The organism is Actinosynnema sp. NPDC091369 (assembly GCF_044757065.1).
GTDB lineage: Bacteria > Actinomycetota > Actinomycetes > Mycobacteriales > Pseudonocardiaceae > Actinosynnema.
Genome location: NZ_JBIVUG010000002.1, coordinates 291237 through 317268, shown reverse-complemented (window position 1 = coordinate 317268; position 26032 = coordinate 291237). Strand labels below are relative to the sequence as shown.

The 26032-nt window shown below is 75.3% G+C and carries 4 protein-coding genes; all 4 read left to right on the top strand.

What is annotated here, in order from left to right:
* The first annotated feature begins 14 nt into the window (after window positions 1-14).
* Genes ACIQMJ_RS09600 through ACIQMJ_RS09585 form a run of 4 tightly spaced genes read left to right on the top strand, consistent with a single transcriptional unit; the run spans window position 15 to window position 26021 of the window.
* Complete coding sequence (locus ACIQMJ_RS09600) at window positions 15-10967, top strand: amino acid adenylation domain-containing protein (RefSeq protein ID WP_499760503.1); 10953 nt, start codon at window positions 15-17, stop codon at window positions 10965-10967.
* Window positions 10964-21880: a non-ribosomal peptide synthetase gene (locus tag ACIQMJ_RS09595; protein ID WP_499760502.1), complete on the top strand. Its 10917-nt coding sequence runs from the start codon at window positions 10964-10966 to the stop codon at window positions 21878-21880. The genes ACIQMJ_RS09600 and ACIQMJ_RS09595 overlap by 4 nt, the downstream gene beginning before the upstream one ends.
* Entirely contained in the window at window positions 21877-25812 is a 3936-nt protein-coding gene (locus tag ACIQMJ_RS09590) for an amino acid adenylation domain-containing protein (protein ID WP_499760501.1), read from the top strand. The genes ACIQMJ_RS09595 and ACIQMJ_RS09590 overlap by 4 nt, the downstream gene beginning before the upstream one ends.
* Entirely contained in the window at window positions 25809-26021 is a 213-nt protein-coding gene (locus tag ACIQMJ_RS09585) for an MbtH family protein (RefSeq protein ID WP_387495759.1), read from the top strand. Before ACIQMJ_RS09590 ends, ACIQMJ_RS09585 begins: the two co-directional genes overlap by 4 nt.
* Window positions 26022-26032 lie beyond the last annotated feature (11 nt).

The following is a 26032-nucleotide window of genomic DNA, read 5'->3' as shown; positions in this document are numbered from 1 at the left end:
GGAGGACCGGGACCATGAGCGAGGACAGGCGGCGGTGGCCGCTCTCCCCGGGACAGCTGGGGATCTGGTACGGCCAGCGGCTGAACCCCGACAACGCGTTCGTCATGTCGGAGTACCTGGAGATCCACGGCCCGGTGGACGTGGCGCTGTTCGAGGAGGCGCTGCGCCGCACCGTGCTGGAGGCCGAGACCGTCCAGGTCCGGTTCACCGAGGACGCCGACGGCGTGTGGCAGTTCCTCGCTCCCGACCCGCACCTGCACTACTTCGACCACACCGACCGCGCCGACCCGGTCGGTGACGCGGTGGCGTGGATGGACGCCGACCTGTACCGGCCGATGGACCTGGAACGCGGTCCGCTGTCGGTGGACGCGCTGTTCAAGGTCGAACCCGACCGGTTCCTGTACTACCAGCGCAACCACCACGTCATCGCCGACGGCGTGAGCGGCCGCATCTTCACCGACCGCTTGGCCGCCGTGTACTCGGCCCTGGTGGCGGGGGAGGAGCCGCCGCCCGGCGCGTTCGCCACGCTCCAGCAGTACCTGGACGACGACGCCGCCTACCGCGCGTCCGCGGCCTACCTGCGCGACCAGGAGCACTGGCGCGCCCGCGTGGCCGACCGGCCCGCGCCCGTCGGCCTCACGTCCGGCACCGCGCCCGCCAGCGCCCGCCCGGCCCGGGCCACCGCGCACGTCGAGCCCGCGGTGATGGACCGGATGAAGGAGCTCACCCGGGCGCACGCGTCGACCTGGCCCATGGCGCTGACCGCCGCGACCGCGGTGTACCTGCACCTGGTCACGGGTGCGCGCACGACGCCGGTCGGGTTCCCGGTGATGGCGCGCAAGAGCAAGCTGCTGCGCGAGACGCCCGGCATGGTCAGCAACATCCTCGCGCTGTTCGTGGACGTCGACCCGTCGGTCAGGTTCGTCGACGTGCTGCGGCGGACGACCGCGGAGGCGCGGAACACGCTCAAGCACCAGCGGTACCGGCAGGAGGACGTGCTCCGGGACCTGGGCCTGGTGCGCGGAGCGGGCCAGTTGGCGAACGTCGTGGTCAACATCATGCCGTTCGACTACAACGTCACCTTCGGCGGGCACGGCGTCACCGCCCACAACCTGTCCAACGGCGTGATCGACGACGTGGAGATCACCGCCTACGACCGGTCGGACGGCAAGCCCGTGCGGATCGACCTGGACGGCAACGAGTTCCTGTACCGCGAGCAGGAGGTGGCCGACCACCTCGACCGGCTGCTGCGGCTGCTGGACCGGCTGCTGGCGAACCCGGACGCGCCGCTGGCGGCGTTCGACCTGGTGGCGGACGGCGAGCGCGAGCTGGCGCTGGACGGCTGGAACCGGACCGACGCCCCGTTGAGCGACGCGGACGGCGTGGTGCGACGGGTGCTGGAGCACGCCCGCCGTGCGCCCGACGCGGTGGCGGTGGTGGACGACGAGGGGTCGACGAGCTACGCCGAGCTGGCCGGCCGTGCCGCCGCGCTGACCCGCAGGCTGTGGGACGCGGGCGTCGAGCGCGGCGACGTGGTGGCGCTGCCGACCGCCCCGGGCCGTGACTTCGTGGTGTCCGTGCTGGCGGTGTTCGGGGCGGGCGCGGCGTACGTGCCGGTGGACTCCGACTCGCCGATCGCCCGCGGTCGTGCGCTGCTGGCCGACAGCGGGGCGCGCCTGGTGCTCGCCTCGCCTGCGGTGGCCCCCTTCGCCGCCGACCTGGCCGGGGACGTGGACCTGCTGCTGGTCTCCGACGAGGTGACCGGCTCCTGGCCCGAGCCCGTCGGCGCGGGCGACGACCTGGCGTACGTGCTGTTCACCTCCGGGTCGACCGGCAAGCCCAAGGGCGCCATGGTCACGCACCGGGGCATGGTGAACCACCTGCTGACCAAGGTCGAGGACTGCGGTCTGTCCGATGTGGACGTGGTGGTGCAGAACGCGCCGCTGACGTTCGACATCAGCATCTGGCAGATGCTCGCACCGCTCGTGGTCGGCGGCACCACGCGCGTCGTCAGCCGTGAGCTCGCGGCCGACCCGCGCGCCCTGTTCGACCGGACCGACGCCGAGGGCGTCGCCGTCCTCGAAGTGGTGCCGTCACTGCTGCGCGCGGCCCTGGAGTCGTGGGAGGCCGACGGTGGCCGGCCGGGTCTGGCGTCGCTGCGCCTGCTCGTCGCCACCGGTGAGGCGCTGCCCGCCGACCTGTGCGTCCGCTGGCTCGCCGCGTTCCCGTCCATCCCGCTGATGAACGCCTACGGCCCCACCGAGTGCGCCGACGACGTCACGCACGCCTTCATCACCTCGCCCGACGACGTCGCCGACGGCGTTCCCATCGGCAGCGCGCTGCGCAACACCCGCCTCTACGTGCTGGACGACCGGCTGCGGCCGGTGCCCGTCGGCACGCCCGGTGAGCTGTACGTCGGCGGTGAGGGCGTGGGCCGGGGCTACCTCGGCGACCCCGGCCGCACCGGCGCGGTGTTCGTGCCCGACCCGTTCACCCCGCGCGCCGGCCGCCGCATGTACCGCACCGGCGACTACGTGGTGCGCCGCGCCGACGGGTCGCTGGTGTTCCTGGAACGCCGCGACCACCAGGTGAAGGTCCGCGGCCACCGCATCGAGCTGGGCGAGGTCGAGGCCGCGCTCGCCGGGCACGCCGACGTCGGCGCGCTCGCGGTCGTGGTGCGGGAGGACCGGCCCGGTGACAAGCGGCTCGTCGCGTACGTGACGCCGGCCGCCGTGGACACCGCCGCGCTGCGGGCGTCGGCCGAGGCCCGGTTGCCGGGGTACATGGTGCCGTCGGCGTTCGTCGCCCTGGACGCGCTGCCGTTGACGCCGAACGGGAAGCTCGACCGGCACGCGCTGCCCGCACCCGACGCGGGGGCGGCCGGCCGGGCGCCGCGCACGCCGTGGGAAGAGCTGCTGGTCGCGGTGTTCGCCGACGTGCTCGGCGTCGACCGGGTCGGCGTGGACGAGGGGTTCTTCGACCTCGGCGGCCACTCGCTGCTCGCCACCCGGCTGATCAGCAAGGTGCGGGCCGCGCTGGGCGTGGAACTGACGCTGCGGTCGGTGTTCGACCACCCGACGCCCGCCGGGCTGGCGCTCGTCGTGGCCGGCGCGTCCGCCGCCCGCTCGCGCCCCACCGCACGGCCGCGCCCGGACGTGCTGCCCCTGTCGTCCGCCCAACGCCGCCTGTGGTTCCTGCACGGCCTGGACGAGGCGGGCGGCACCTACAACGTGCCGCTGCCGTTGCGCCTCACGGGTCCGCTCGACCGCGCAGCGCTGGTGGCCGCCCTCGGTGACGTCGTCACGCGCCACGAGCCGCTGCGCACCCGCTACCCCGAGGTCGACGGCGAACCCGTGCAGCAGGTGCTAGACGCGGCCGACGCGCTGCGGCTGCTGCCCGACCACGTGGAGACGGTGGCCGTCGCGGACCCGGCGGGGGCGATGACCGCCGCCACCGGCCACCGCTTCGACCTGGCCGACGGCCTGCCCTGGCGGCTGTGGCTGTTCGAGACCGGGCCCGACGAGCACGTCCTGCTGCTGGTCGTGCACCACATCGCCGCGGACGGCTGGTCGCTGGCCCCGCTGCTGCGCGACCTCGGCACCGCCTACCGCGCCCGGCACGCGGCCACCACCCCGGAGTTCACGCCGCTGCCGTTGCAGTACGCGGACTACGCGCTGTGGCAACGGGAAGCGCTCGGCGACGAGGACGACCCGGACGGCGCGCTCAGCCGCCAGGTCCGGTTCTGGCGCGACCGGCTGGCCGGGCTGCCCGAGGTGCTGGAGCTGCCGACCGACCGGCCCCGCCCGGATGTGCCGTCGCACCGGGGCGCACGCGTGCCGCTGACCGTGGACGGCGAGCTGTACGCGCGGCTGGCCGACATCGCCCGGGAGACGCGCACCAGCGTGTTCATGGTCCTGCACGCCGCGGTGGCGGCGTTGTTGACGCGGTTGGGCGCGGGCACGGACATCCCCTTGGGCACGGCGGTGGCCGGTCGTTCCGACGAGGTGCTGGACGACCTGGTCGGGTTCTTCGTGAACACGGTGGTGCTGCGCACCGACACGTCCGGCGACCCGACGTTCAAGGAGTTGGTGGAGCGGGTCCGGCAGACCGACCTGGCCGCGTTGGCGCACCAGGACGTGCCGTTCGAGCGCCTGGTGGAGGAGCTGAACCCGCGCCGGTCGCTGGCGCGGCACCCGCTGTTCCAGGTGATGCTCGTGCTGCAGAACACGCCGGACCCGGACGTCGACCTGCCGGGCCTGGACGTCGCGGTGGCCGACCTGCGCACCGCCGTGGCGAAGTTCGACCTGTGGTTCGACCTGTACGAGACCCGGGACGACAGCGGCGCGGTGACCGGTGTCGCCGGCGCCCTGGAGTACGCGCTCGACCTGTTCGACGAGGCGGGCGCGCGGCACCTGGTGACCCGCCTGGGCACGCTGCTGGCCGCCGTCGCCGCCGACCCGGCCACGCCGCTCACCCGCCTGGACCTGCTCACCCCCGAGGAGCGGCACGCCGAGCTGGTCACCTGGAACGACACCGCCCGCCGCGTCGGGGCCACGTCCCTGGCCGCGCGGTTCGAAGCGCAGGCCGCCGCCACGCCCGACGCGCCCGCCGTGGCGTCCGACGCGGGCGTCCTCACGTACGGGCAGCTCGACGCCGCGGCCGACCGGTGGGCGCACCGGCTCGCCGCCGCCGGCGTCGGCACCGAGACGCCCGTCGCGCTGCTGGTGGACCGGTCGCCCGAGCTGGTCGTGCTGATGCTCGCGGTGCTCAAGGCGGGCGGGTACTACGTGCCGCTGCACGAGTCGTACCCGGTGGAGCGCCTGGACTTCGTGCTCGCCGACCTCGGCGCGCCCGTCCTGGTCACCGACCGGGCCGAGCTGCCCGGAGGGCTGACCGCCCCCGCGCGGGTCCTGCGCACCGACGAGCAGCCGCCCGCCGCCGGTCCGCTGAACCGGCGTTCGCACCCCGACCAGCTCGCCTACGTCATGCACACGTCCGGCTCGACGGGCGTGCCCAAGGGCGTCGCGGTCACCCACGCCAACGTCGTGGAGCTGGCCACCGACCGGCTGTTCACCACACCCGCGCACGCCCGCGTCCTGCTGCACTCCTCGCACGCGTTCGACGCCTCCACCTACGAGCTGTGGGCGCCACTGCTGTCCGGCGGCACGGTCGTCGTGGCCCCGCCCGGCGTGCTCGACATCGCCACGCTCGGCCGGGTCGTCACCGAGCACCGCGTCACCGCGCTGTGGCTCACCGCGGGCCTGTTCCGGCTGGTCGCCGAGGAAGCGCCGACGTGCCTGGCGGGCGTGCGGGAGGTGTGGACCGGCGGTGACGTCGTGCCCGCCGCCGCGGTGGCCCGGGTGCGCGCGCACTGCCCGGAGCTGACCGTGGTCGACGGCTACGGCCCCACCGAGACCACGACGTTCGCCACCCGCTTCGCGCTGCGGCCCGGCGAGCCCGACCCGGAGTCCATGCCGATCGGCCTGCCGATGGACAACACCCGCGTGCACGTGCTCGACGCCGACCTGGGGCTCACGCCGCCGGGCGCGGTGGGCGAGCTGTACGTGGCGGGCACCGGCCTCGCCCGCGGCTACCTGCGGCGCGCCGGCCTGACCGCGGAGCGGTTCGTGCCCAACCCGTACGGGCCGCCCGGTGACCGCATGTACCGCACCGGCGACCTCGTGCGCCGCCTGCCCGACGGGCGGCTGGCGTTCCACGGGCGCGCCGACGACCAGGTCAAGCTGCGCGGGTTCCGGATCGAGCCGGGCGAGGTCGAGGCCGTGCTGGCCCGGCACCCCGACGTGGCGCACGCCGTCGTCGCCGTCCGCGCCGACCACCGCGGTGAACGCCGCCTCGTGGCCTACGTGGTGCCCGCCGAGGGCGCCACCCCGGACCAGGCGGTGTTGCGCGAGCACGTCGGCGACGCGCTGCCCGCGTACATGGTGCCGTCGGTCTTCGCGGAGCTGGAAGCCTTGCCCCTCAACGGCAACGGCAAGGTCGACCGGCAGGCACTGCCCGCGCCCACGGCCACCGCCACGGCCACGTCCCGGGCGGCGCACGGGGTGGAGCGGACGTTGTGCGCGCTGTTCGCCGACGTGCTCGGCGTGCCCGAGGTGGGCGTGGACGACGGGTTCTTCGACCTCGGTGGCCACTCGCTGCTGGCCATGCGGCTGATCAGCCGGGTCCGCGCGGCGCTGGGCGTGGAAGCGCCGATCCGCGCGGTGTTCGAGCACCCGACGCCCGCCGGGCTGGCCCGCGTCCTGCACGACGCCGCGCCCGCCCGCGCCCGCGTCACACCCCGGCCCCGGCCCGAGGTGGTACCGCTGTCGGCCGCGCAGCAGCGCCTGTGGTTCCTCGACCGGCTGGACGAGGCGGGCGGCATGTACTCCGTGCCGCTGGCCGTGCGGCTGACCGGCGCGCTGGACGACGCCGCGCTGCTGGCCGCCGTGGCGGACGTGGTGGTCCGGCACGAGGTGCTGCGCACGGTGTTCCCCGAGGTCGACGGCGCGCCGCGGCAGGCCGTGCTGGACCCGGCGGCGGCGACCGCGCTGCTCAGCGCCGCCACCCGGCGGGTCGACACCACCGGGGACGCGCTGCCCGCCGACCTGGCCGACGCCGTGCGGCACAAGTTCGACCTGGCCGCCGACCTGCCGGTGGCCGTGCGGCTGTACCGGCTCGCCGCCGACCACCACGTGCTGCTCCTGCTGCTGCACCACGTGGCCGCCGACGGGTGGTCCCTCGCGCCGCTGCTGCGCGACCTCGGCGTCGCCTACCGCGCCCGGCACGAAGGCGTCGCGCCGGAGTTCACGCCGCTGCCCGTGCAGTACGCGGACTACACGTTGTGGCAGCACGACGTGCTCGGCTCCGACGAGGACGAGCAGAGCGCGTTGCGCGCCCAGCTCGACCACTGGCGCGCCCGGTTGGCCGACCTGCCCGACACGCTCGACCTGCCGACGGACCGGCCACGCCCGAACCGGCCCGAGCACGACGGCGGCTCGGTGCCGCTGAGCCTGGACGCCGACGTGCACGCCCGCGTCGCCCGCCTGGCCGCCGCCCACGGCGCGAGCACGTTCATGGTGCTGCACGCGGCGCTGTCGGCGATGCTGACGCGGCTGGGCGCGGGCACGGACATCCCGGTGGGCACGCCGGTCGCCGGTCGCCGCGACGAGGCGCTGGACGACCTGGTCGGCTTCTTCGTCAACACGCTCGTGCTGCGGGTCGACACGTCGGGCGAACCCGCGTTCGCCGAGCTGCTGGACCGGGTCCGCGAAACCGACCTGGCCGCGTTCGCCCACCAGGACGTGCCGTTCGACCGGCTGGTGGAGGAGCTGGCGCCGCAGCGGTCGCTGGCCAGGCACCCGTTGTTCCAGGTGCTGCTGGTGCTCCAGAACAACGCCGACCCCGACCTGGACCTGCCGGGCGTCACCCCCGAGGTGGTGGACCTGCCCGCCGGGCCGGCCAAGTTCGACCTGTCGTTCACGCTGGCCGAACGGCACGAGGACGGCGAGCCCGCGGGCCTGCACGGCGAGCTGGAGTTCAGCCGGGACCTGTTCGACGCCGACACCGCGCACCGCGTCGCGGCCTGGTTCGCCCGGGTCCTCGACCAGGCCACGGCCGAGCCGGCCCGCCGCATCGGCGAGCTGGACCTGCTCGCGCCCGGTGAGGCGGACCACCTGGCCCGCGGCGCGGCCGGACCCGTCGGCCCGGTGACCGACGCGACCGTGCTCGCCGCGTTCGAGCGGTTCGCGGCGACCCGCGGCGACCAGCGGGCGCTGGTGGCCGACGCCGTGCGGCTCACCGCGGCCGAGGTGGAGCGGCGCGCCAACCGGCTCGCGCACTCGTTGCTGCGCCGCGGCGTGGCGGTCGGCGACGTGGTGGCGGTGGTGCTGCCCCGTTCGGTCGACACCGTCGTGGCGCTGCTGGGCGTGCTGAAGGCGGGCGCGGTCTACCTGCCGCTGGACCCGGACCACCCGGTGGAACGGCGGCGCGCCACGCTCGCCGACGCCCGCCCGGCTGTGGTCGTCGAGGGCTCGGTCACCGCCCACACCCTGCCGGACGTGCCGGACACGGCTCCCTCGGACGCCGACCGCACCCGGCCGCTGACCGCGCGGGACGCCGCGTACGTCATCTACACCTCCGGGTCGACCGGGCGACCCAAGGGCGTCGTCGTGGAGCACGGCTCGCTGGTGAACCTGTTGCGCCACCACGAGGAGCACGTGTTCACGCCCGTCGCCCGCCGCCTGCGCCGCGACCGGCTGCGGTCCGCGCTCACCGCGCCCGTGGCGTTCGACGCGTCGTGGGACCCGGTGCTGTGGCTGGTCGCGGGCCACGAGCTGCACGTCATCGGCGACGACGCGCGCCGCGACCCGGCCGCCCTGGTCGCCCACCTGCGGCGCGAGCGGATCGACGTCATCGAGACCACGCCGTCCTACGTGGACCACCTGGTGGCGCACGGCCTGCTCGACGACGACGAGCGGTTCCCGTCCGTCGTGCTGCTGGGCGGCGAGGCGGTGCCCGCGCACCTGTGGGAGACGCTGCGCGGCACGCCCGGGTTGGTGGCGTTCAACTTCTACGGCCCGACCGAGTCCACAGTGGACTCAATGATCGCCGACCTGTCCGACCACGCCGCGCCGGTCATCGGCACGCCCGTGCTCAACACCCGGGCGCACGTCCTCGACGCGTGGCTGCGGCCCGTGCCGGTCGGCGTGCCCGGCGAGCTGTACCTGTCCGGCCCGAACGTCGCCCGCGGCTACCTCGACCGGCCCGCGCTGACGGCGCACCGGTTCGTCGCGGACCCGTTCGCGGGCGGCGGGGCGCGCATGTACCGCACCGGCGACCTGGCCCGCCGCCTGCCCGACGGGCACGTGGAGTTCCTCGGCCGCGTCGACAGCCAGGTCAAGGTCCGGGGCTTCCGGGTCGAGCCCGGCGAGGTGGAGGCCGCGCTGCGCCGCCACGACGGCGTGGACGCGTGCGCCGTGCTGCTGCGCCCCGACCACGGCGGCACGCCCCGGCTCGTCGCCTACGTCACCGCGGCCCCCGGCCGGGAGCTGGACACCGCGGCGCTGAGGTCGGCGTTGCGGGCCGAACTGCCGGACTACATGGTGCCGGCCGCGGTGGTGGTGCTGGACGAGTTGCCGTTGAGCCGCAACGGCAAGCTCGACCACGCCGTGCTGCCCGCGCCCACCGCCCCCGAGCCGGTGTCGCGGTCGAGCGGCACGCGCACCGCGCGGGAAGAGGCGCTGTGCTCGGTGTTCGCCGACGTGCTCGGCCTGTCCGACGTGGGCGTGGACGACAGCTTCTTCGACCTCGGCGGCGACAGCATCGGCTCCATCCAGCTCGTCAGCCGCGCCCGCCGCGCGGGGCTGGTGTTCACCCCGCGCGACGTGTTCGAGCGCAAGACCGTCGCCGAGCTCGCCCTGGTGGCCGTCGAACCCGCCGACGCGCGGCTCGTGCCCGACACCACCGGCAGCGGACCCGCCGTGCTCACGCCGGTCGTGCGCTGGTTCCTCGACAGCGGCGGCACGCTCGACGGCTTCAACCAGGCCCAGCTCGTCGCGGTGCCGGCCGAGCTGGGCTGGGAGCGGCTGCTGGGCGCGCTGGACGCGCTGCTGGACCGCCACGACGCGCTGCGGTCCCGCCTGGCCCGCGACGACGAGGGGGAGTGGGTCTACGAGATCGCCGACCCGGGCGCGGTCCTCGCGGCCGACGTCACCCGCCGGGTGGACGTGACCGGGTTGGACGACACGGCGCGGGCCGCCGCCGTCCGGGCCGAGGCCGACACCGCGTGGCGACGCCTGGACCCGGCCCGCGGCCGGCTCGTGCAGGCGGTGTGGTTCGACGCGGGCCCCGCGCACCCCGGTGACCTGCTGCTGGTCGTGCACCACCTCGCGGTGGACGGCGTGTCGTGGCGCATCCTGCTGCCCGACCTCGCCCAGGCGTGGCACGCCCTGGCGGCCGGTCGGGAGCCCGGCCTGGAGCCGGTGTGGACGTCGTGGCGGCGGTGGTCGCACCTGCTGCACGACGCCGCGCACGACCCGGCGCGCGCCGACCAGCTCCCGTACTGGACCGCCGTCCTCGACGGCCCGGACCCGCTGCTCGGCGCCCGCCCGCTCGACCCCGCCCGCGACACCGTCGGCACGGCCCGCACCAGCGAGGTCCGGCTGACCGCCGAGGAGACCGCGCCGCTGCTCACGGAGGTGCCCGCCGCGTTCCACGCGGGGGTGGACGACGTGCTGTTGACCGCGCTGGCGCTGGCCGTCGGGCGGTGGCGGGAACGGCGCGGTCGCGGCGCGGAGACCTCCGTGCTGCTCCAGGTCGAGGGCCACGGCCGGGAGGACGTGGTGCCGGACGTGGAGCTGTCCCGCACGGTCGGCTGGTTCACCAGCGTGCACCCGGTGCGGCTGGACCCCGGCCGGGTCGGTTGGCCCGAGCTGCTGGCGGGCGGACCGGCCGCGGGCGCGGCCCTCAAGCGGGTCAAGGAACAGCTGCGCGAACTGCCGGAGAAGGGCGTGGGCTACGGCCTGCTGCGCCACCTCAACGCCGACACGGCGGGCAAGCTCGCGGGCCTGGGCGCGCCGCAGGTCGCGTTCAACTACCTGGGTCGCGTCGACACCGCGGCGCCCGGCGGCGACCGGTTGTGGCTGCCCGCGCCCGGCTTCACCGCCCCCGTCGGGCACGACGACCTGCCGTTCGTGCACGCGATCGAGGTCACCGCCGTCACCGAGGACACCCCGGCCGGCCCGCGCCTGGCCGCCACCCTCGCCTGGCCCGCCGACCTGCTCGCCGACACCGAGGCCGACGACCTCGGCGCGGCGTGGCGGCAGGCGCTGGGCGGGCTGGTCGAGCACGTGCGGGGCGCCGCGGCGGGCGGCCTCACGCCGTCGGACGTGGACCTGGTGCCGCTCAGCCAGGACGAGCTGGACCTGCTGGAAGACGACGAAGACGAGAGCGAGGACTTGGACCGATGAGCAAGAAGTCCGCAGTCGAGGACGTCCTGCCGCTGTCGTCGTTGCAGGAGGGGTTCCTCTTCCACGCCCTGTACGACCGCGACGGCCTGGACGTCTACACCGTGCAGATGGCCACCGAGCTGACCGGCCCGGTGGACGTGCCCGCGCTGCGCGCCGCCGCCGACGCGCTGCTGCGCCGGCACGCCAACCTGCGCGTCGGGTTCCGGCACAAGGGCCTCGACCGGCCCGTGCAGGTGGTGCGCCGCGAGGTGCGCGCGCCGTGGCGCGAGGTCGACCTGACCGGCGGCGCCGACCCCGAGGCCGGGTACGCCGAGCTGGTCGACGAGGAGCGCGCCCGCCGCTTCGACATGGCCCGCGCGCCGCTGCTGCGGTTCGTGCTGGTCGTGCTGCCCGGCCGAGTGCACCGGCTGCTGCTGACCATGCACCACATCCTGATGGACGGCTGGTCCACGCCGGTGTTCCTGGACGAGCTGTTCACCCTCTACGAGCTCGCGGGCGACGACTCGTCCATGCCCCGGGTCACGCCCTACCGCGACTACCTCGGCTGGCTCAAGCGCCAGGACGTCGACGGCGCGCTGGCCGCCTACGACGAGGTGCTGGCCGGGCTCGACGGGCCGACGCTGGTCGGCTCGGCCGCGACCAACGCCTCCGTGGTGCCCGACGGGGTGCTGGTCGAGCTGGACGACGAGCTGACCGACGCGCTCACCCGCACCACCCGGGCCCGCGGCTGGACGATGAACACGCTCGCGCAGGGCGCGTGGGGCGTGGTGCTGGGCCGCTACCTCGGCCGCCGGGACGTGGTGTTCGGCGGCACGGTGTCCGGCCGGCCCGCCGAGCTGCCGGGCGTGGAGACGATGCTCGGCCTGTTCATCAACACGCTGCCGGTGCGCGTGGCGTGGACCGCCGGGCAGAACCTGGGCGAGCTGCTGACCGCCGTGCAGGACCGGCAGGCCGGACTGATCGCCCACCAGCACGTCGGGCTGGCCGACGTGCAGCGCCGCACCGGCCACGGCGAGCTGTTCGACACCACGATGGTGTTCGAGAACTACCCGGTCGACGTGGACACCGCGCCCGTGCTGGGCGGCGGCGTGCGGATCACCGACTTCCAGGCCCGCGACGCCACGCACTACCCGATCAGCCTGGTCGGCCTGCCCGGCGAGCGGCTGGCGTTCCGCCTGGACTACCGGCCGGACGTGCTGGGCCGCGCGACCGTGGCGCGGATGGGGGAGTGGCTGCGGCTGGTGCTGCGCGCCATCGCCACCGACCCGGACCGGTCGGTCGACGCGGTGGACCTGCTCGACGCGGACGACCGCGAGCGCATCCTGGTCGACTGGAACGCCACCGACCACGCCGTGGAGCCGCTGCACCTGACCGCGCTGCTGGACCGGCAGGCCGCGGCCACCCCCGGTGCGACCGCCGTCGTCCACGGCGCCGACCGGCGCACCTACGCCGAGCTGCACGCCGACGCCAACCGCCTCGCCCGCCTGCTGGTCGAGCACGGCGCCGGGCCGGAGAGCCTGGTGGCGGTGGCGCTCCCGCGCGGCGCGCGGCTGGTCACGACGCTGCTCGCGGTGCTCAAGACCGGCGCGGGCTACCTGCCGCTGGACCCCGACCAGCCGACCGAGCGGCTGGCCGACATGCTCGACGAGACCCGGCCCGTGCGGCTGCTCACCGACGCCGTCCTCGCGCCCCGGCTGGCCGCGTTGGACGTGCCGGCGCTGGTCCTGGACGAGCTCGACTGCAACTCCCGGTCCGCCGAGCCGCTGACCGACGCGGACCGGCGCTCGCCGCTGCGGCTGGAGCACGCCGCCTACGTCATCTACACGTCCGGCTCCACGGGCCGGCCCAAGGGCACGCTGGTCGAGCACCGGGCGGCGGTGAACTACCTCCAGTGGTCGGTCGACGCCTACCCGTCCGTGCGGTCCGGCGCGTTCCTGCACTCGCCGGTCACGTTCGACCTCACCGTCACGGGCCTGTACGCGCCGCTGATCTCCGGCGGCGCGGTGCACCTGGGCGACCTGGCCGACGACGGCATCGACCCGGCGAGCCCCACGGCGGCCGGTTTCGCGTTCCTCAAGGGCACGCCGAGCCACCTGTCCGTGCTGGACGTGCTGCCGGACACCTACTCGCCGACCGCCGAGCTCGTCCTGGGTGGCGAGCCGCTGCCCGGCGCGCAGCTCGACGTGTGGCGCAAGCGCCACCCCGGCGCGCGCGTGGTCAACGAGTACGGCCCCACCGAGACCACGGTCGGCTGCACGTCGCTGGTGGTCGAGCCGGGCGACGAGATCCCGGCCGAGGTGCTGTCGCTGGGCCGTCCGCTGTGGAACACGCAGGCGTACGTGCTGGACGACGCGCTGCGCCCGGTGCCGCCCGGTGTCGTCGGCGAGCTCTACATCGCGGGCGAGAACCTGGCCCGCGGCTACGTCGCCCGCCCCGGCCTCACCTCCGGGCGGTTCGTGGCCAACCCGTACGGCGCCGCGGGCTCGCGCATGTACCGCACCGGCGACCTGGCGCGGTGGGGCGAGCACGGCGACCTGCTGTTCGCGGGCCGCGCCGACGACCAGGTGAAGATCCGCGGTTACCGGGTCGAGCTGGGCGAGATCGAGTCCGTGCTGTCGCGGCACCCGGCGGTCGGCCCGGTCGGCGTGGTCGTGCGCGAGGACCAGCCCGGCGACCAGCGGCTCGTCGCCTACGTCGTGCCCGCCGAGGGCCACGACTTCGACCCGGTCGCCCTGCACGCGCACGTCACCGCTGCCGTGCCGGACTACATGGTCCCGTCGGCGTTCGTGCGGTTGGACGCGCTGCCGCTGACGACCAACGGCAAGCTGGACCGCCGCGCCCTGCCCGCGCCCGACGTGGTCGGCGGCACCGCCGCGACCGGCCGCGCGCCGCGCAACTTCACCGAGGAAGTGCTGGTCGGCGTGTTCGCCACGGTGCTCAACCTGCCGTCGGTGGGCGTGGAGGACAGCTTCTTCGACCTCGGCGGCCACTCCCTGCTGGCCACCCGGCTGGTCAGCCGGGTCCGGTCCGTGCTGGACGTGGAGCTGTCCATCCGGTCGGTGTTCGAGGCGCCCACGCCCGCCGCGCTGGCGGCGCTGGCCGAACGCGCCCGCGGCACCCGCCACGACGTCGAGGTCCTGCCGCGCCCGGACGTGCTGCCCCTGTCGTACGCCCAGCGGCGCCTGTGGTTCCTGGACCGGCTGGAGGAGGCGGCCGGCATGTACAACGTGCCGCTGCCGCTGCGCCTGACCGGCCGGCTGGACCGGGACGCGCTCGTCGCGGCGTTCGGCGACGTGGTGGCGCGGCACGAGTCGCTGCGCACCACGTTCCCGGAGGTCGACGGCGAACCGCGCCAGCACGTGCTCACCGCGCCCACCCTGCCGGTCGTGCACGTGGAGGTGGAGGAGGACGACCTGCCCGCCGCCCTCGCCGACGCGCTGGGCCACCGGTTCGACCTCGCCACCGAGCTGCCGTGCCGGGTGTGGCTGTTCGAGCTCGCGCCCGACGAGCACGTGGTGCTGTTCCTGGTGCACCACATCGCGGGTGACGGCTGGTCGTTGACGCCGATGCTGCGCGACCTGGGCACGGCCTACCGCGCCCGGCTCGCCGGCGGGGCCCCCGACCTGCCGCCGCTGCCGATGCAGTACGCGGACTACACGTTGTGGCAGCGGCGGGTGCTCGGGTCGGACGAGGAGGAGGGCAGCGCGCTCGCGGCGCAGGTCGAGTTCTGGCGCTCCCGGCTGGCCGGCCTGCCCGAGGTGCTGGAGCTGCCGACGGACCGGCCGCGCCCGGCCGTGGCGTCCTACCGGGGCGGGCGGGTGCCGTTCCGGCTGGACGCCGACACGCACACCAGGCTCGTCGCCCTGGCCCGGCAGACCCGCACGACCGTGTTCATGGTGCTCCAGGCAGCGGTGGCGGCGTTGTTGACGCGGTTGGGCGCGGGCACGGACATCCCGCTGGGCACGGCGGTGGCCGGTCGTTCCGACGAGGCGTTGGACGACCTGGTCGGGTTCTTCGTGAACACGGTGGTGCTGCGCACCGACACGTCCGGCGACCCGACGTTCAAGGAGTTGGTGGAGCGGGTCCGGCAGACCGACCTGGCCGCGTTGGCGCACCAGGACGTGCCGTTCGAGCGCCTGGTGGAAGTGCTCAACCCGCGCCGGTCGCTGGCGCGGCACCCGCTGTTCCAGGTGATGCTCGTGCTCCAGAACACGCCCGAGGCCGACCTGGACCTGCCCGACCTCGCCATCGACCTCGAAGAGGTGCCCGGCGGCGCGGCCAAGTTCGACCTGCTGCTGGACCTGCGCGAGACCCACGACCACGCGGGCCGGCCGGCCGGCGTGGAAGGCGACCTGGAACACGCGCTGGACCTGTTCGACGCGTCCACCGCCCGCACGCTCGCGCGGCGGCTCGTGCGGCTGCTGGAGGCGGTCGTGGCGGACCCGGCGATCCGCCTCGGCGAGGTGGACGTCCTCGACCCGGCCGAGCGCGACCGCGTGCTGCACCGGTGGAACGACACCGCGCGGCCCGTGCCGGACGTGTTCGTGGAACAGCTCATCGCCCGGCAGGCGAGCCGCACGCCCGACGCGGTCGCCGTCGTCGGCCCCGACCGCACGCTCACCTACGCCCAGCTCGACGCCCGCGCCGACCGCCTCGCCGCCGTGCTGGTGGAACGCGGCGTCCGGCCGGAGGCGCTGGTCGCGGTGTCGCTGCCGCGGACCGCCGACGCGGTGGTGGCGCTGCTCGCGGTGCTGCGGGCGGGCGGCGCGTACGTGCCGCTGGACCCCGGCCACCCGGCCGAGCGGATCGCGTTCGTGCTGGAGGACACCCGCCCGGTGTGCGTGCTGGCCGACGCCACCACCGCGGACCGCCTCACCGCCGCCGCCGATCGGCTGGTCCTGCTCGACGATCCGGCCGTCGCCGAACGCCTCACCCGGCCCGTCGCGCCGCCCGCCCCGGCCGTGCACGGCGGGTCGTTGGCCTACGTCATCCACACCTCCGGCTCCACCGGCCGGCCCAAGGGCGTGGCCGTGACGCGGCGCGGCATGGCGAACCTCGTCGGGTGGGCCGCGGACCACTTCACGGCCGAGGAGCTGTCCTCGGTGCTGCTGTCCACCTCGCTCAACTTCGACGTGTCGGTGTTCGAGCTGTTCACGCCGCTCGTCGTCGGCGGGCGGGTGGAGGTGGTGGAGAACCTGACCGCACTGGTGGAGCGCGGCGGCTGGGCCGGTGGCCTGGTCAGCGGTGTGCCGTCGGTGTTCGCGCAGGTGCTGGCCGCCGGTGTCGAGCTGGACGCGCGGGCCGTCGTGCTCGCCGGGGAGGGGCTGCCGGCGAGCGTCTTCAACGACGTCCGCGCCGCCCTGCCCGCCGCCCGGATCGACAACATCTACGGCCCCACCGAGGCCACCGTCTACACGCTCCAGTGGGGCACCGCGGCGGCCGACCCGCTGGACGGGCCCGCGCCCACCGGCCGTCCGCTGTGGAACACCCGCGCCTACGTGCTGGACGCCGCGCTGCGACCCGTGCCGCCCGGCACGCCCGGCGAGCTGTACCTGGCGGGCGAGGGCCTGGCCCGCGGGTACGTCGGCCGGGCCGCGCTGACCGCCGAGCGGTTCGTCGCCGACCCGTTCGGCCGGGGCGGGCGCCTCTACCGCACCGGCGACCTCGTGCGCTGGGGCGTGGACGGGCAGCTGGAGTACCTGGGCCGCTCGGACGACCAGGTGAAGCTGCGCGGCTTCCGGATCGAGCTCGGCGAGGTCGAGTCCGCGTTGACCCGGCACGCCGACGTGGACCGCGCCGCCGTCGTGGTCCGCGAGGACCGGCCGGGGGACAAGCGGCTCGTCGGCTACGTCACCGGACGGGTCGCCGACCCGAACGCCGTGCTCGACACCGCCCGCTCGGTCCTGCCCGCGTACATGGTGCCCGCCGCGCTGGTGGCGCTGGACGCGTTCCCGTTGAACGCCAACGGCAAGCTCGACCGCCGCGCGCTGCCCGCCCCGGACGCCGCCGCGGTCGGTGACGCCGCGCCCCGCACCCCCGCCGAGGAGGTGCTGTGCGCGGTGTTCGCCGACGTGCTCGGGTTGGAGCGGGTCGGCGTGGACGACGGGTTCTTCGACCTCGGCGGCCACTCGCTGCTCGCCACCCGCCTGGTCAGCCAGGTGCGCGCGGCGCTGGGCGTGGAGCTGCCGCTGCGCGCGGTGTTCGAGGCGCCGACGCCCGCGATGCTCGCCGCCCGCGCCACCACGGCGGGCGTCGCGCGCCAGGGCGTCACCCGCGTCGAACGGCCGGACGTGGTTCCGCTGTCGTTCGCCCAGCGCCGCCTGTGGTTCCTGGACCGGCTGGAGCGGGCGGGCGGGATGTACAACATCCCCATCGCGCTGCGGCTGTCCGGCGACCTGGACGTGACCGCGCTGCGCGCCGCCCTCGGCGACGTCCTGGCCCGGCACGAGTCGCTGCGCACGGTGTTCCCCGAGACCGAGGGCACGCCGCGCCAGCTCGTGATCGCCGCCGCCGAGGCGGACGAGATGCTGACCCGGGCGTTCAGCGTGCGCACCACCGACGCGACCGTGCTGCGGGAACGGCTGGACGACGCGGCGGCGTGCACGTTCGACCTGTCCCGCGAGTTGCCGCTGAAGGTGTGGCTGTTCGAGCTGTCGCCGTCGGAGCACGTGCTGCTGCTGGTGCTGCACCACATCGCGGGCGACGGCTGGTCGTTCACGCCGCTGACCCGCGACCTCGGCCACGCCTACCGCGCCCGCCTCGCCGGCCGCGCCCCCGAGTTGCCGGAGCTGCCCGTCCAGTACGCGGACTACGCGTTGTGGCAGGCCGACGTGCTCGGCGCGGACGGTGACGCGGACTCGGTGGGCGCGGCGCAGCTGGAGTTCTGGCGGCGGCAGCTCGACGGCATCCCCGACGCCGTCGAACTGCCCACCGACCGCCGCCGGCCCGCCGTGGCCTCCCACCGGGGCGGCCTCGTGCCGTGGCGCGTGGCCGCCGACCTGCACGCCGACCTGCTGGCGCTGGCCCGCCGGAGCGGCACGAGCCTGTTCATGGTGGTCCAGGCGGCGATCTCGGCGCTGCTGACCCGGCTGGGCGCGGGCGAGGACGTGGTGCTCGGCACGGCGGTCGCGGGCCGCACCGACGCCGCGGTGGAGGACCTGGTCGGGTTCTTCGTCAACACGCTGGTGCTGCGCGCGGACACGTCGGGCGACCCGGCGTTCGAGGAGCTGCTGGGCCGCGTGCGGCAGACCGACCTGGCCGCGTTCGCGCACCAGGACCTGCCGTTCGACCGGCTCGTGGACGCGCTCAACCCCGAGCGCTCGGTGGCCAGGCACCCGCTGTTCCAGGTGATGCTCGTGCTCCAGAACGCGCCCGAGCCCGACCTGGACCTGCCGGGCCTGCGGCTGGACCTCGTGGACCTCGGCGAGGGACCGGCGAAGTTCGACCTGTCGTTCGACCTGGGTGAGACCGAGGCGGGTCTGGAGGGCACCATCCAGTTCGCCACCGACCTGTTCGACCGCGCCACGGTCGAAGCCCTCGGCGCCCGGCTCACCCGCGTGCTGCGGGCCGTCGCCGCCGACGCCACCACGCCGGTCAGCGCCCTGCCCGTGCTCGGCGAGGGCGAGCGCGGCGTCGTGCTGGACGTGTGGGGCCGCAGCGCCTCGCACCGGGAACGCGGCACGATCGTGAGCCGCTTCGCCGCGCAGGTCGCCAGGGTGCCGCAGGCCGTCGCCCTGGTGGACGGCGACCGCGAGCTGACCTTCGCCGAGGTGGACACCCGGGTCCGCGCACTGGCCCGCCACCTGGTCGCGGTCGGCGTGCGGCCCGAGACGCGGGTGGCCGTGCTCGCCCGGCGCACGGCCGAGCGGACCGTCGCGAGCCTCGCCGTGCTGCACGCGGGCGGCGCGTACGTGCCGCTGCACGACGGCAACCCGGCCGAGCGGCACAACCTGATCCTCGCCGACACGGCCGCGCAGGTCCTGCTCACCGACCGCGCCGAGCTGCCCGCCGGTCTCGCGGCACCGGCGCGCGTCGTGGACTTCACGGCACCGCTGCCGCCCGCGCCCGACGCGGAACTGCCCACGCCGCACCCCGACCAGCTCGCCTACGTCATCCACACCTCCGGGTCCACGGGTGTGCCGAAGGGCGCGGCCGTCACCCACGGCGACGTGGCCGAGCTGGTCACCGACCCGATCTTCACCACGGGCGCGCACCACCGCGTCCTCGTGCACTCCTCCTACGCCTTCGACGCGAGCACCTACGAGATGTGGGTGCCGCTGCTCAACGGCGGCACGTCGATCGTCGACTCACCGGGCGAGGTGGACATCGCGGGCCTGGCCGCCGCGATCCGCCGGCACGACGTGACCGCGCTGTGGGTGACCGCCGGCCTGTTCCGGGTCGTCGCGGAGGAGGCGCCGGAGGCGTTGGCGCCGCTGCGCGAGGTGTGGACGGGCGGCGACGTGGTGTCCGAGCACGCCGTGGCGGCCGTGCGGCGGGCCTGCCCCGACCTCGTGGTGGTCAACGGCTACGGCCCCACCGAGACCACGGTGTTCGCCTCGCGCCACGTGCTGCTGCCCGGTGACGTGGCACCGAGCCCGCTGCCGATCGGCGTCCCGATGGCGGGCACCGCGCTGCGCGTGCTGGACGGCCGGCTCCAGCCGGTGCCGCCGGGCGTGACCGGCGAGGTGTTCATCGCGGGCGGCAAGCTGGCCCGCGGCTACCTGGCCCGGCCGGGGCTCACCGCCGAGCGGTTCGTGGCCGACCCGCACGGCGGTCCCGGTGACCGCATGTACCGCACCGGCGACCTGGCCCGCTGGACCCGCGAGGGCAGGCTGGAGTTCGTCGGCCGCACCGACGGCCAGGTGAAGCTGCGCGGCTTCCGCATCGAGCTCGGCGAGGTCGAGGCCGCGCTGACCGGTCGGGCGGGCGTCACGGGCGCGGCGGTCGTGGTCCGCGAGGACCGGCCCGGTGAACGCCGCCTCGTCGCCTACCTGGTCGGCGCCGACGTGGACGTGGCCGGTGCGCGGGCCGCCGCCGTCGCCGCCCTGCCGGACTACTCGGTGCCGTCGGCGTTCGTGGTGCTCCCGGAGCTGCCGCTGACCGTCAACGGCAAGCTCGACCGCCGCGCCCTGCCCGCGCCGCGGCGGGAGACCGCGCCGGTCACCGTGCCGCGCACCGCCGTGGAGGAGGCGTTGGCGGGCGTGTTCGCCGACGTGCTCGGCGTGGACCGGGTCGGCGTGGACGACGGGTTCTTCGACCTCGGCGGCGACAGCATCATGTCGATCCAGCTGGTCAGCCGCGCCCGCACGGCCGGCTGGGTGTTCACCCCGCGCGACGTGTTCGAGCTGAAGACCGTCCGCCGCCTGGCCGACGTCGCCGTGCCGCTGGCCGAGCAGGACGACGACGTGGCCGACGGCGACGGCGTCGGTGACGTGCCGCTGCTGCCGATCGTGGAGTGGCTGCGGGCCGGTGGCGGCCCGGTCGACGGGTTCAACCAGTCGCACGTGGTCGCCACGCCCGCCGGCCTCACCACCGGGCACCTGGTGGACGCCCTGGCCACCGTGCTGGACCACCACGACGCGCTGCGCGCCCGGCTGCGCCGCGACGACGACCGGTGGGCGCTGGAAGTCCTGCCGCACGGCGCGGTGCGGGCCGAGGAGCACGTGGCCCGCGTGGACGTCGCCGGGCTCGGGGAGGACGAGCTGGCGGCCGTGATCGCCGAGCACACCGAGTCCGCCCGCCGCGCCCTGCGGCCGGACGACGCGGTGGTGGTGCGCCTGGTGTGGTTCGACGCCGGGCCCGACGCGCCCGGCCGGCTGCTGGTCATGGCGCACCACCTGGTCGTCGACGGGGTGTCGTGGCGGATCCTGCTGCCCGACCTCGCCACCGCCGCGACGGCCGCCCGGCTGGGCGTGGAGCCGCAGCTGCCGCCGGTGCGCACGTCGTGGCGGCGCTGGGCGACCCGGCTGGCGGAAGCGGCGACCGAGCCGCGGTGGGCCGAGCAGGTGCCGCACTGGCTGGCCACCGCCGACACCGCCCAGCCCGCCCTCGCCGCACGTCCCCTGGACCCGCGCCGCGACACCCTGGCCACCGCGCGCACCACCGTGGTCGAGGTGGATCCGGACGTCACCACGGCGTTGTTGACGACCGCGCCCGCCGCGTTCCGGGTGAGCGTGGACGACGTGCTGCTCACCGGCTTCGGCCTGGCCGTGCGCGAGTGGCTGGCCCGGCGCGGCGAGCGGCTGCCCGACGCGCTGCTGGTCGACCGCGAGGGCCACGGCCGGCACGAGGACGCGGTCGCCCCCGGACTGGACCTGTCCCGCACGGTCGGCTGGTTCACCAACCTCTACCCGGTGCGGGTCGACGTGCCGCCGTTGCGGTGGGATGACGTGCTCGCGGCCGGCGACCCCGTCGGCACGGCGCTCAAGCAGGTCAAGGAAGGGCTGCGGGCGGTGCCCGACCACGGCCTGGGCTACGGCCTGCTGCGCCACCTCAACCCGGACACCGCGGGCAAGCTCGCCGCCTGCCCCGCGCCGCAGATCGGCTTCAACTACCTGGGCCGCACCAGCGTCGGCGCGACCGGCCGCGACTGGACCCCGCTGACCGAGGCGGGCGGCGCGGTCGGCGACGACGGCCTGCCGTTCGCGCACGTGCTGGAGGTCAACGCCTTCACCGAGGACGGCGCGGACGGGCCGCGTCTCGTCGCCGCGCTGTCGTGGCCCGCCGCCCTGCTGGAGGAACCGGACGTCGTCGCGCTGGGCCGGCTGTGGCGCGACGCCCTGGCCGCGCTCGCCGCGCACGCCCGCGACCCGCGCGCCGGCGGTCTCACGCCCTCCGACGTGGCGCTGGTCCCCCTGTCGCAGAAGAACATCGACCGCTTGGAGGCCATGATGAGGAAGGCACGCCGATCATGACTGGACAGCTCATGAGCGCGCCGCGCATCGAGGACATCCTTCCGCTGGCCCCGTTGCAGCAGGGCCTGCTGTTCCACGCCCTGCACGACACCGACGGCCTCGACTTCTACACCGTCCAGGTGGCTGTCGACCTGTACGGCGAGCTCGGCGTGGACGCGCTGCACGACGCCGTGCAGGCGTTGGTGCGACGGCACGCCGGGCTGCGGTCGGTGTTCGTGCACGAGGGCCTCGACCAGCCGGTGCAGGTCGTACTCGACCACGTCGAGGTGCCGTGGGAGGTGGTGGACTGCTCCACGCTGTCCGTCGCCGAGGCGGAGGCGCGGTTCGAGGAGCGCTACGACGCCGAACGGCTGCGCCGCTTCGCGCTGCACGAGGACGTGCCGCTGCGGTGCGTGCTGTTCCGCATGCCGTTCAAGGACTTCCGGCTCGCCCTCACCCTGCACCACATCGTGGTCGACGGCTGGTCGATGCCCGTGCTGCTGGACGAGCTGTTCGAGCTCTACGACCGGCACGGCGACGAGAAGGGCATGCCGCCCGTCGCCCCTTACCGCGACTACCTGGCGTGGCTGGACGCCCGCGACCAGGAGGTGTCCCGCAAGGCGTGGGACGAGGTGCTGCACGGCGTCACCGAACCGACCCTGGTGGGCGGCCCGGCGCGGCCCGGTGAGCAGGCGCCGCCCGAGCAGCTCGAGGTGAAGCTCGGCGAGGAGCTGACCGGGCGGCTGTCCGAGCTGGCCCGCGAGCGCGGCTGGACGGTCAACACCGTCGTGCAGGCCGCGTGGGGCCTCGCGCTCGGCCTGCACACCGGCCGCACGGACGTGGTGTTCGGCGGCACGGTGTCCGGCCGCCCGCCGGAGCTGCCCGGTGTGGAGCGGATGATCGGCCTGTTCATCAACACGCTGCCGGTGCGGGTGGCCTGGTCGCCCGACGACACCGCCGCGGACCTGCTCGACGCGGTGCAGTCGCAGCAGACCGGGCTGATGGAGCACCAGCACGTCGGGCTCGCCGAGCTCCAGGGTCGGGTCGGGCGCGGCCCGCTGTTCGACACGACGCTGGTGTTCGAGAACTACCCGGCGGGCGACGAGGACAACACCGAGCTGGCCGGTGGGGCGTTCCTGATCGACGTGGAGGCCCGGGACGCCACGCACTACCCGGTGACGCTGATCGGCGTGCCGGGGCCGAACCTCGCGTTCCGGCTGGACCGCCGACCCGACCTGGTCGACGCCGCCACCGCCCGCCGGCTGCTGAGCTGGCTGCTGCGCGCACTGACCGACCTGGTCGAGCACCCGGACCGGCCGCTGAGCGCGTCGACACCGCTGGACGACGCCGACCGCGACCGCGTGCTGCGCGCGTGGAACGACACCGCGACGCCGGTCGAGGACGTCACGCTCACCGACCTGCTCGACCGCCGGGCGACCTCCTCGCCGGGCGCCACCGCCGTCATCGACCACGACCGCGTGCTGGACTACGCCGCGCTGCACGAGTCCGCCGACCGCCTGGCCCGCCGGCTCGTCGCGGCGGGCGCGGGACCGGACGCGCTGGTGGCCGTGTCGCTGCCGCGCTCGGCCGACCTGGTCGTGACGCTGCTGGCGGTGCTGAAGTCCGGTGCGGCCTACCTGCCGCTGGACACCGACCTGCCCGCCCGGCGGCGCGCCGTGCTGCTGGCCGAGGCGCGGCCGGTGTGCGTGGTGACCGACGACGCGGCGGCGTTCGACGGCCTGCGGGTGGTGGGCGTGCACGGTGAAGACGCGCCGGACGTGACGCCGCGCCGGGCTTCGCCGGACGACCTGGCGTACGTGATCCACACCTCCGGCTCCACCGGCACGCCCAAGGGCGTCGGCGTGCCGCACCGGGGGATCGTGAACCGCCTGCTGTGGATGCAGGACCGCTACCGGCTCACCGCGGCCGACCGGGTGCTGCTCAAGACGCCGTGCACGTTCGACGTGTCGGTGTGGGAGTTCTTCTGGCCGCTGATCGCGGGCGCGGCGATCGTGGTGACCGCACCGGACGGCCACCGCGACCCGGCCCACCTGGCCCGAGTGATCAACGAGCACGGCGTCACCACCGCCCACTTCGTACCGTCCATGTTGGACGCGTTCCTGGTGGAGCCGGTGCCGTGCCCGACCCTGCGGCGGGTGGTGTGCAGCGGCGAAGCCCTCCTGCCCGCCACCCGGGACCGGTTCCTGGCCGCCTACTCCGCCGAGCTGCACAACCTCTACGGCCCCACCGAGGCGTCCGTGGACGTCACGTCGTGGCACTGCGACGCCGACGACCCGCGCGTGCCGATCGGCAGGCCCGTCTGGAACACCCGCGCGTACGTGCTGGACGCGCGGCTCGCGCCGGTGCCGCCCGGCGCGCCCGGTGAGCTGTACCTGGCGGGCGTGCAGCTGGCCCGCGGCTACGTCGGCCGCCCCGGCGTCACCGCCACGCGGTTCGTGGCCGACCCGTACGGCGTTGCGTCGGGTGCCCCGGCCGGCTCGCGCCTGTACCGCACCGGTGACCTGGCCCGCTGGGACGACGACGGCGCGCTGGTGTACCTGGGCCGTGCCGACGACCAGGTGAAGCTGCGGGGCGTCCGGGTGGAGCTGGGCGAGGTGGAGGCCGCCGTGGCGCGCTGCGCCGGGGTGGCGCACGCGGCCGTCGCGGTGCGCGAGGATTTGCCCGGCGACCAGCGGCTGGCCGCGTACTACGTGCCCGAGCCCGGCGCGTCACCGGACCCGGACGCGGTGCGCGACCAGGTGGCCGCCGAACTGCCCGCGCACCTCGTGCCCGGCACGGTCACCGAGCTGGTCGCGCTGCCGCTCAACGCGAACGGCAAGCTGGACCGCCGGGCCCTGCCCGCGCCCCGGTCCGCCGCGACCGCCGGACGCGCGCCGCGCACGCTCACCGAGGACCTGCTGTGCCGCATGTTCGCCGAGGTGCTGCGGGTGGACGGGTTCGACCCGGACCGGGGGTTCTTCGCGGCGGGCGGCCACTCGCTGCTCGCCGTGACGCTGGCCGACCGGGTGCGGTCCCGCTTCGACGCCGACGTGACCGTGCGGACGTTGTTCGAGTCGCCCAGCCCGGCCGAACTGGCCCGCCGCCTCGACGGCGACCCGGCCGCGACGGGCGTGGACGCCCTGGGCGCGCTGCTGCCGCTGCGGGTGGGCGGCGACGCGCCGCCGTTGTTCTGCCTGCACCCGGCGTCCGGCCTGAGCTGGTGCTACACCGGGCTGCTCGGCGCGCTGGACCCTGACGTGCCGCTGTACGGCCTCCAAGCCGACCTCTCCGGTGCCGACCTCTCCGGTGCCGTCCTCTCCGGGGCAGACCCCGGCACGATCGGCGACCAGGCCGCCCGGTTCGTCGAGCACATCCGCTCGGTCGCACCGCACGGGCCGTACCGGCTGCTCGGCTGGTCCATGGGCGGCCACCTGGCCCACGAGGTCGCCGTCCGGCTCCAGGAGTCCGGCGGGACCGTCGACCTCCTCGCCGTCCTCGACTCCTACCCCCGCGCCGTCACGACCCCGATGACCACCGAGGAGGTCTTCGCCGACGCGTTCGCCGGCACCGGCCTGACCTCCGCCGACCTGGCCACGCCCGAGGGCCGGGCCCGCGCCGTCGTCGTGGTGCGCGGCGAGCTCGGCGGCTACGAGCAGACCTCCGAGGTGCTCGCGCGCGCCGTGCTCGACGCGTACCTGGCCAACGGTCGCGCGCTGTCCGCCCACACACCGCGCCGCTTCGACGGCGACCTGCTGTTCTTCCGCGCCACCGACGCCGCCGACCACCCGGACCGCGATCCGGGCCGGTGGGCACCGCACGTCACCGGTGCGATCCGCGTGCACGACGTGCCCGCACCCCACGAAGAGATGACTCGTCAGGACGTCCTTGACGAGGTCGCCAGGGCGGTCGACGCCGCCGTGGCGACGCCGCGACCCGAAGGAGACCCGCGATGAGCACCAACCCGTTCGAGGACGAGAACGGCACCTACTTCGTGCTGGTCAACGACGAGAACCAGCACTCCCTGTGGCCGCACTTCATCCCGGTGCCCGACGGCTGGCGCGTGGTGTTCGGCGAGGCGAGCCGCCAGGAGTGCCTCGACCACGTGGAGTCGAACTGGACCGACATGCGGCCCAAGAGCCTCGTCGACGCCATGGGCGCCTGAGCAGACCCGTC

Coding starts and splice junctions, on each gene's coding strand:
- ACIQMJ_RS09600 (WP_499760503.1), top strand. CDS start 15: ATGAGCGAGGACAGGCGGCGGTGGCCGCTCTCCCCGGGACAGCTGGGG.
- ACIQMJ_RS09595 (WP_499760502.1), top strand. CDS start 10,964: ATGAGCAAGAAGTCCGCAGTCGAGGACGTCCTGCCGCTGTCGTCGTTG.
- ACIQMJ_RS09590 (WP_499760501.1), top strand. CDS start 21,877: ATGACTGGACAGCTCATGAGCGCGCCGCGCATCGAGGACATCCTTCCG.
- ACIQMJ_RS09585 (WP_387495759.1), top strand. CDS start 25,809: ATGAGCACCAACCCGTTCGAGGACGAGAACGGCACCTACTTCGTGCTG.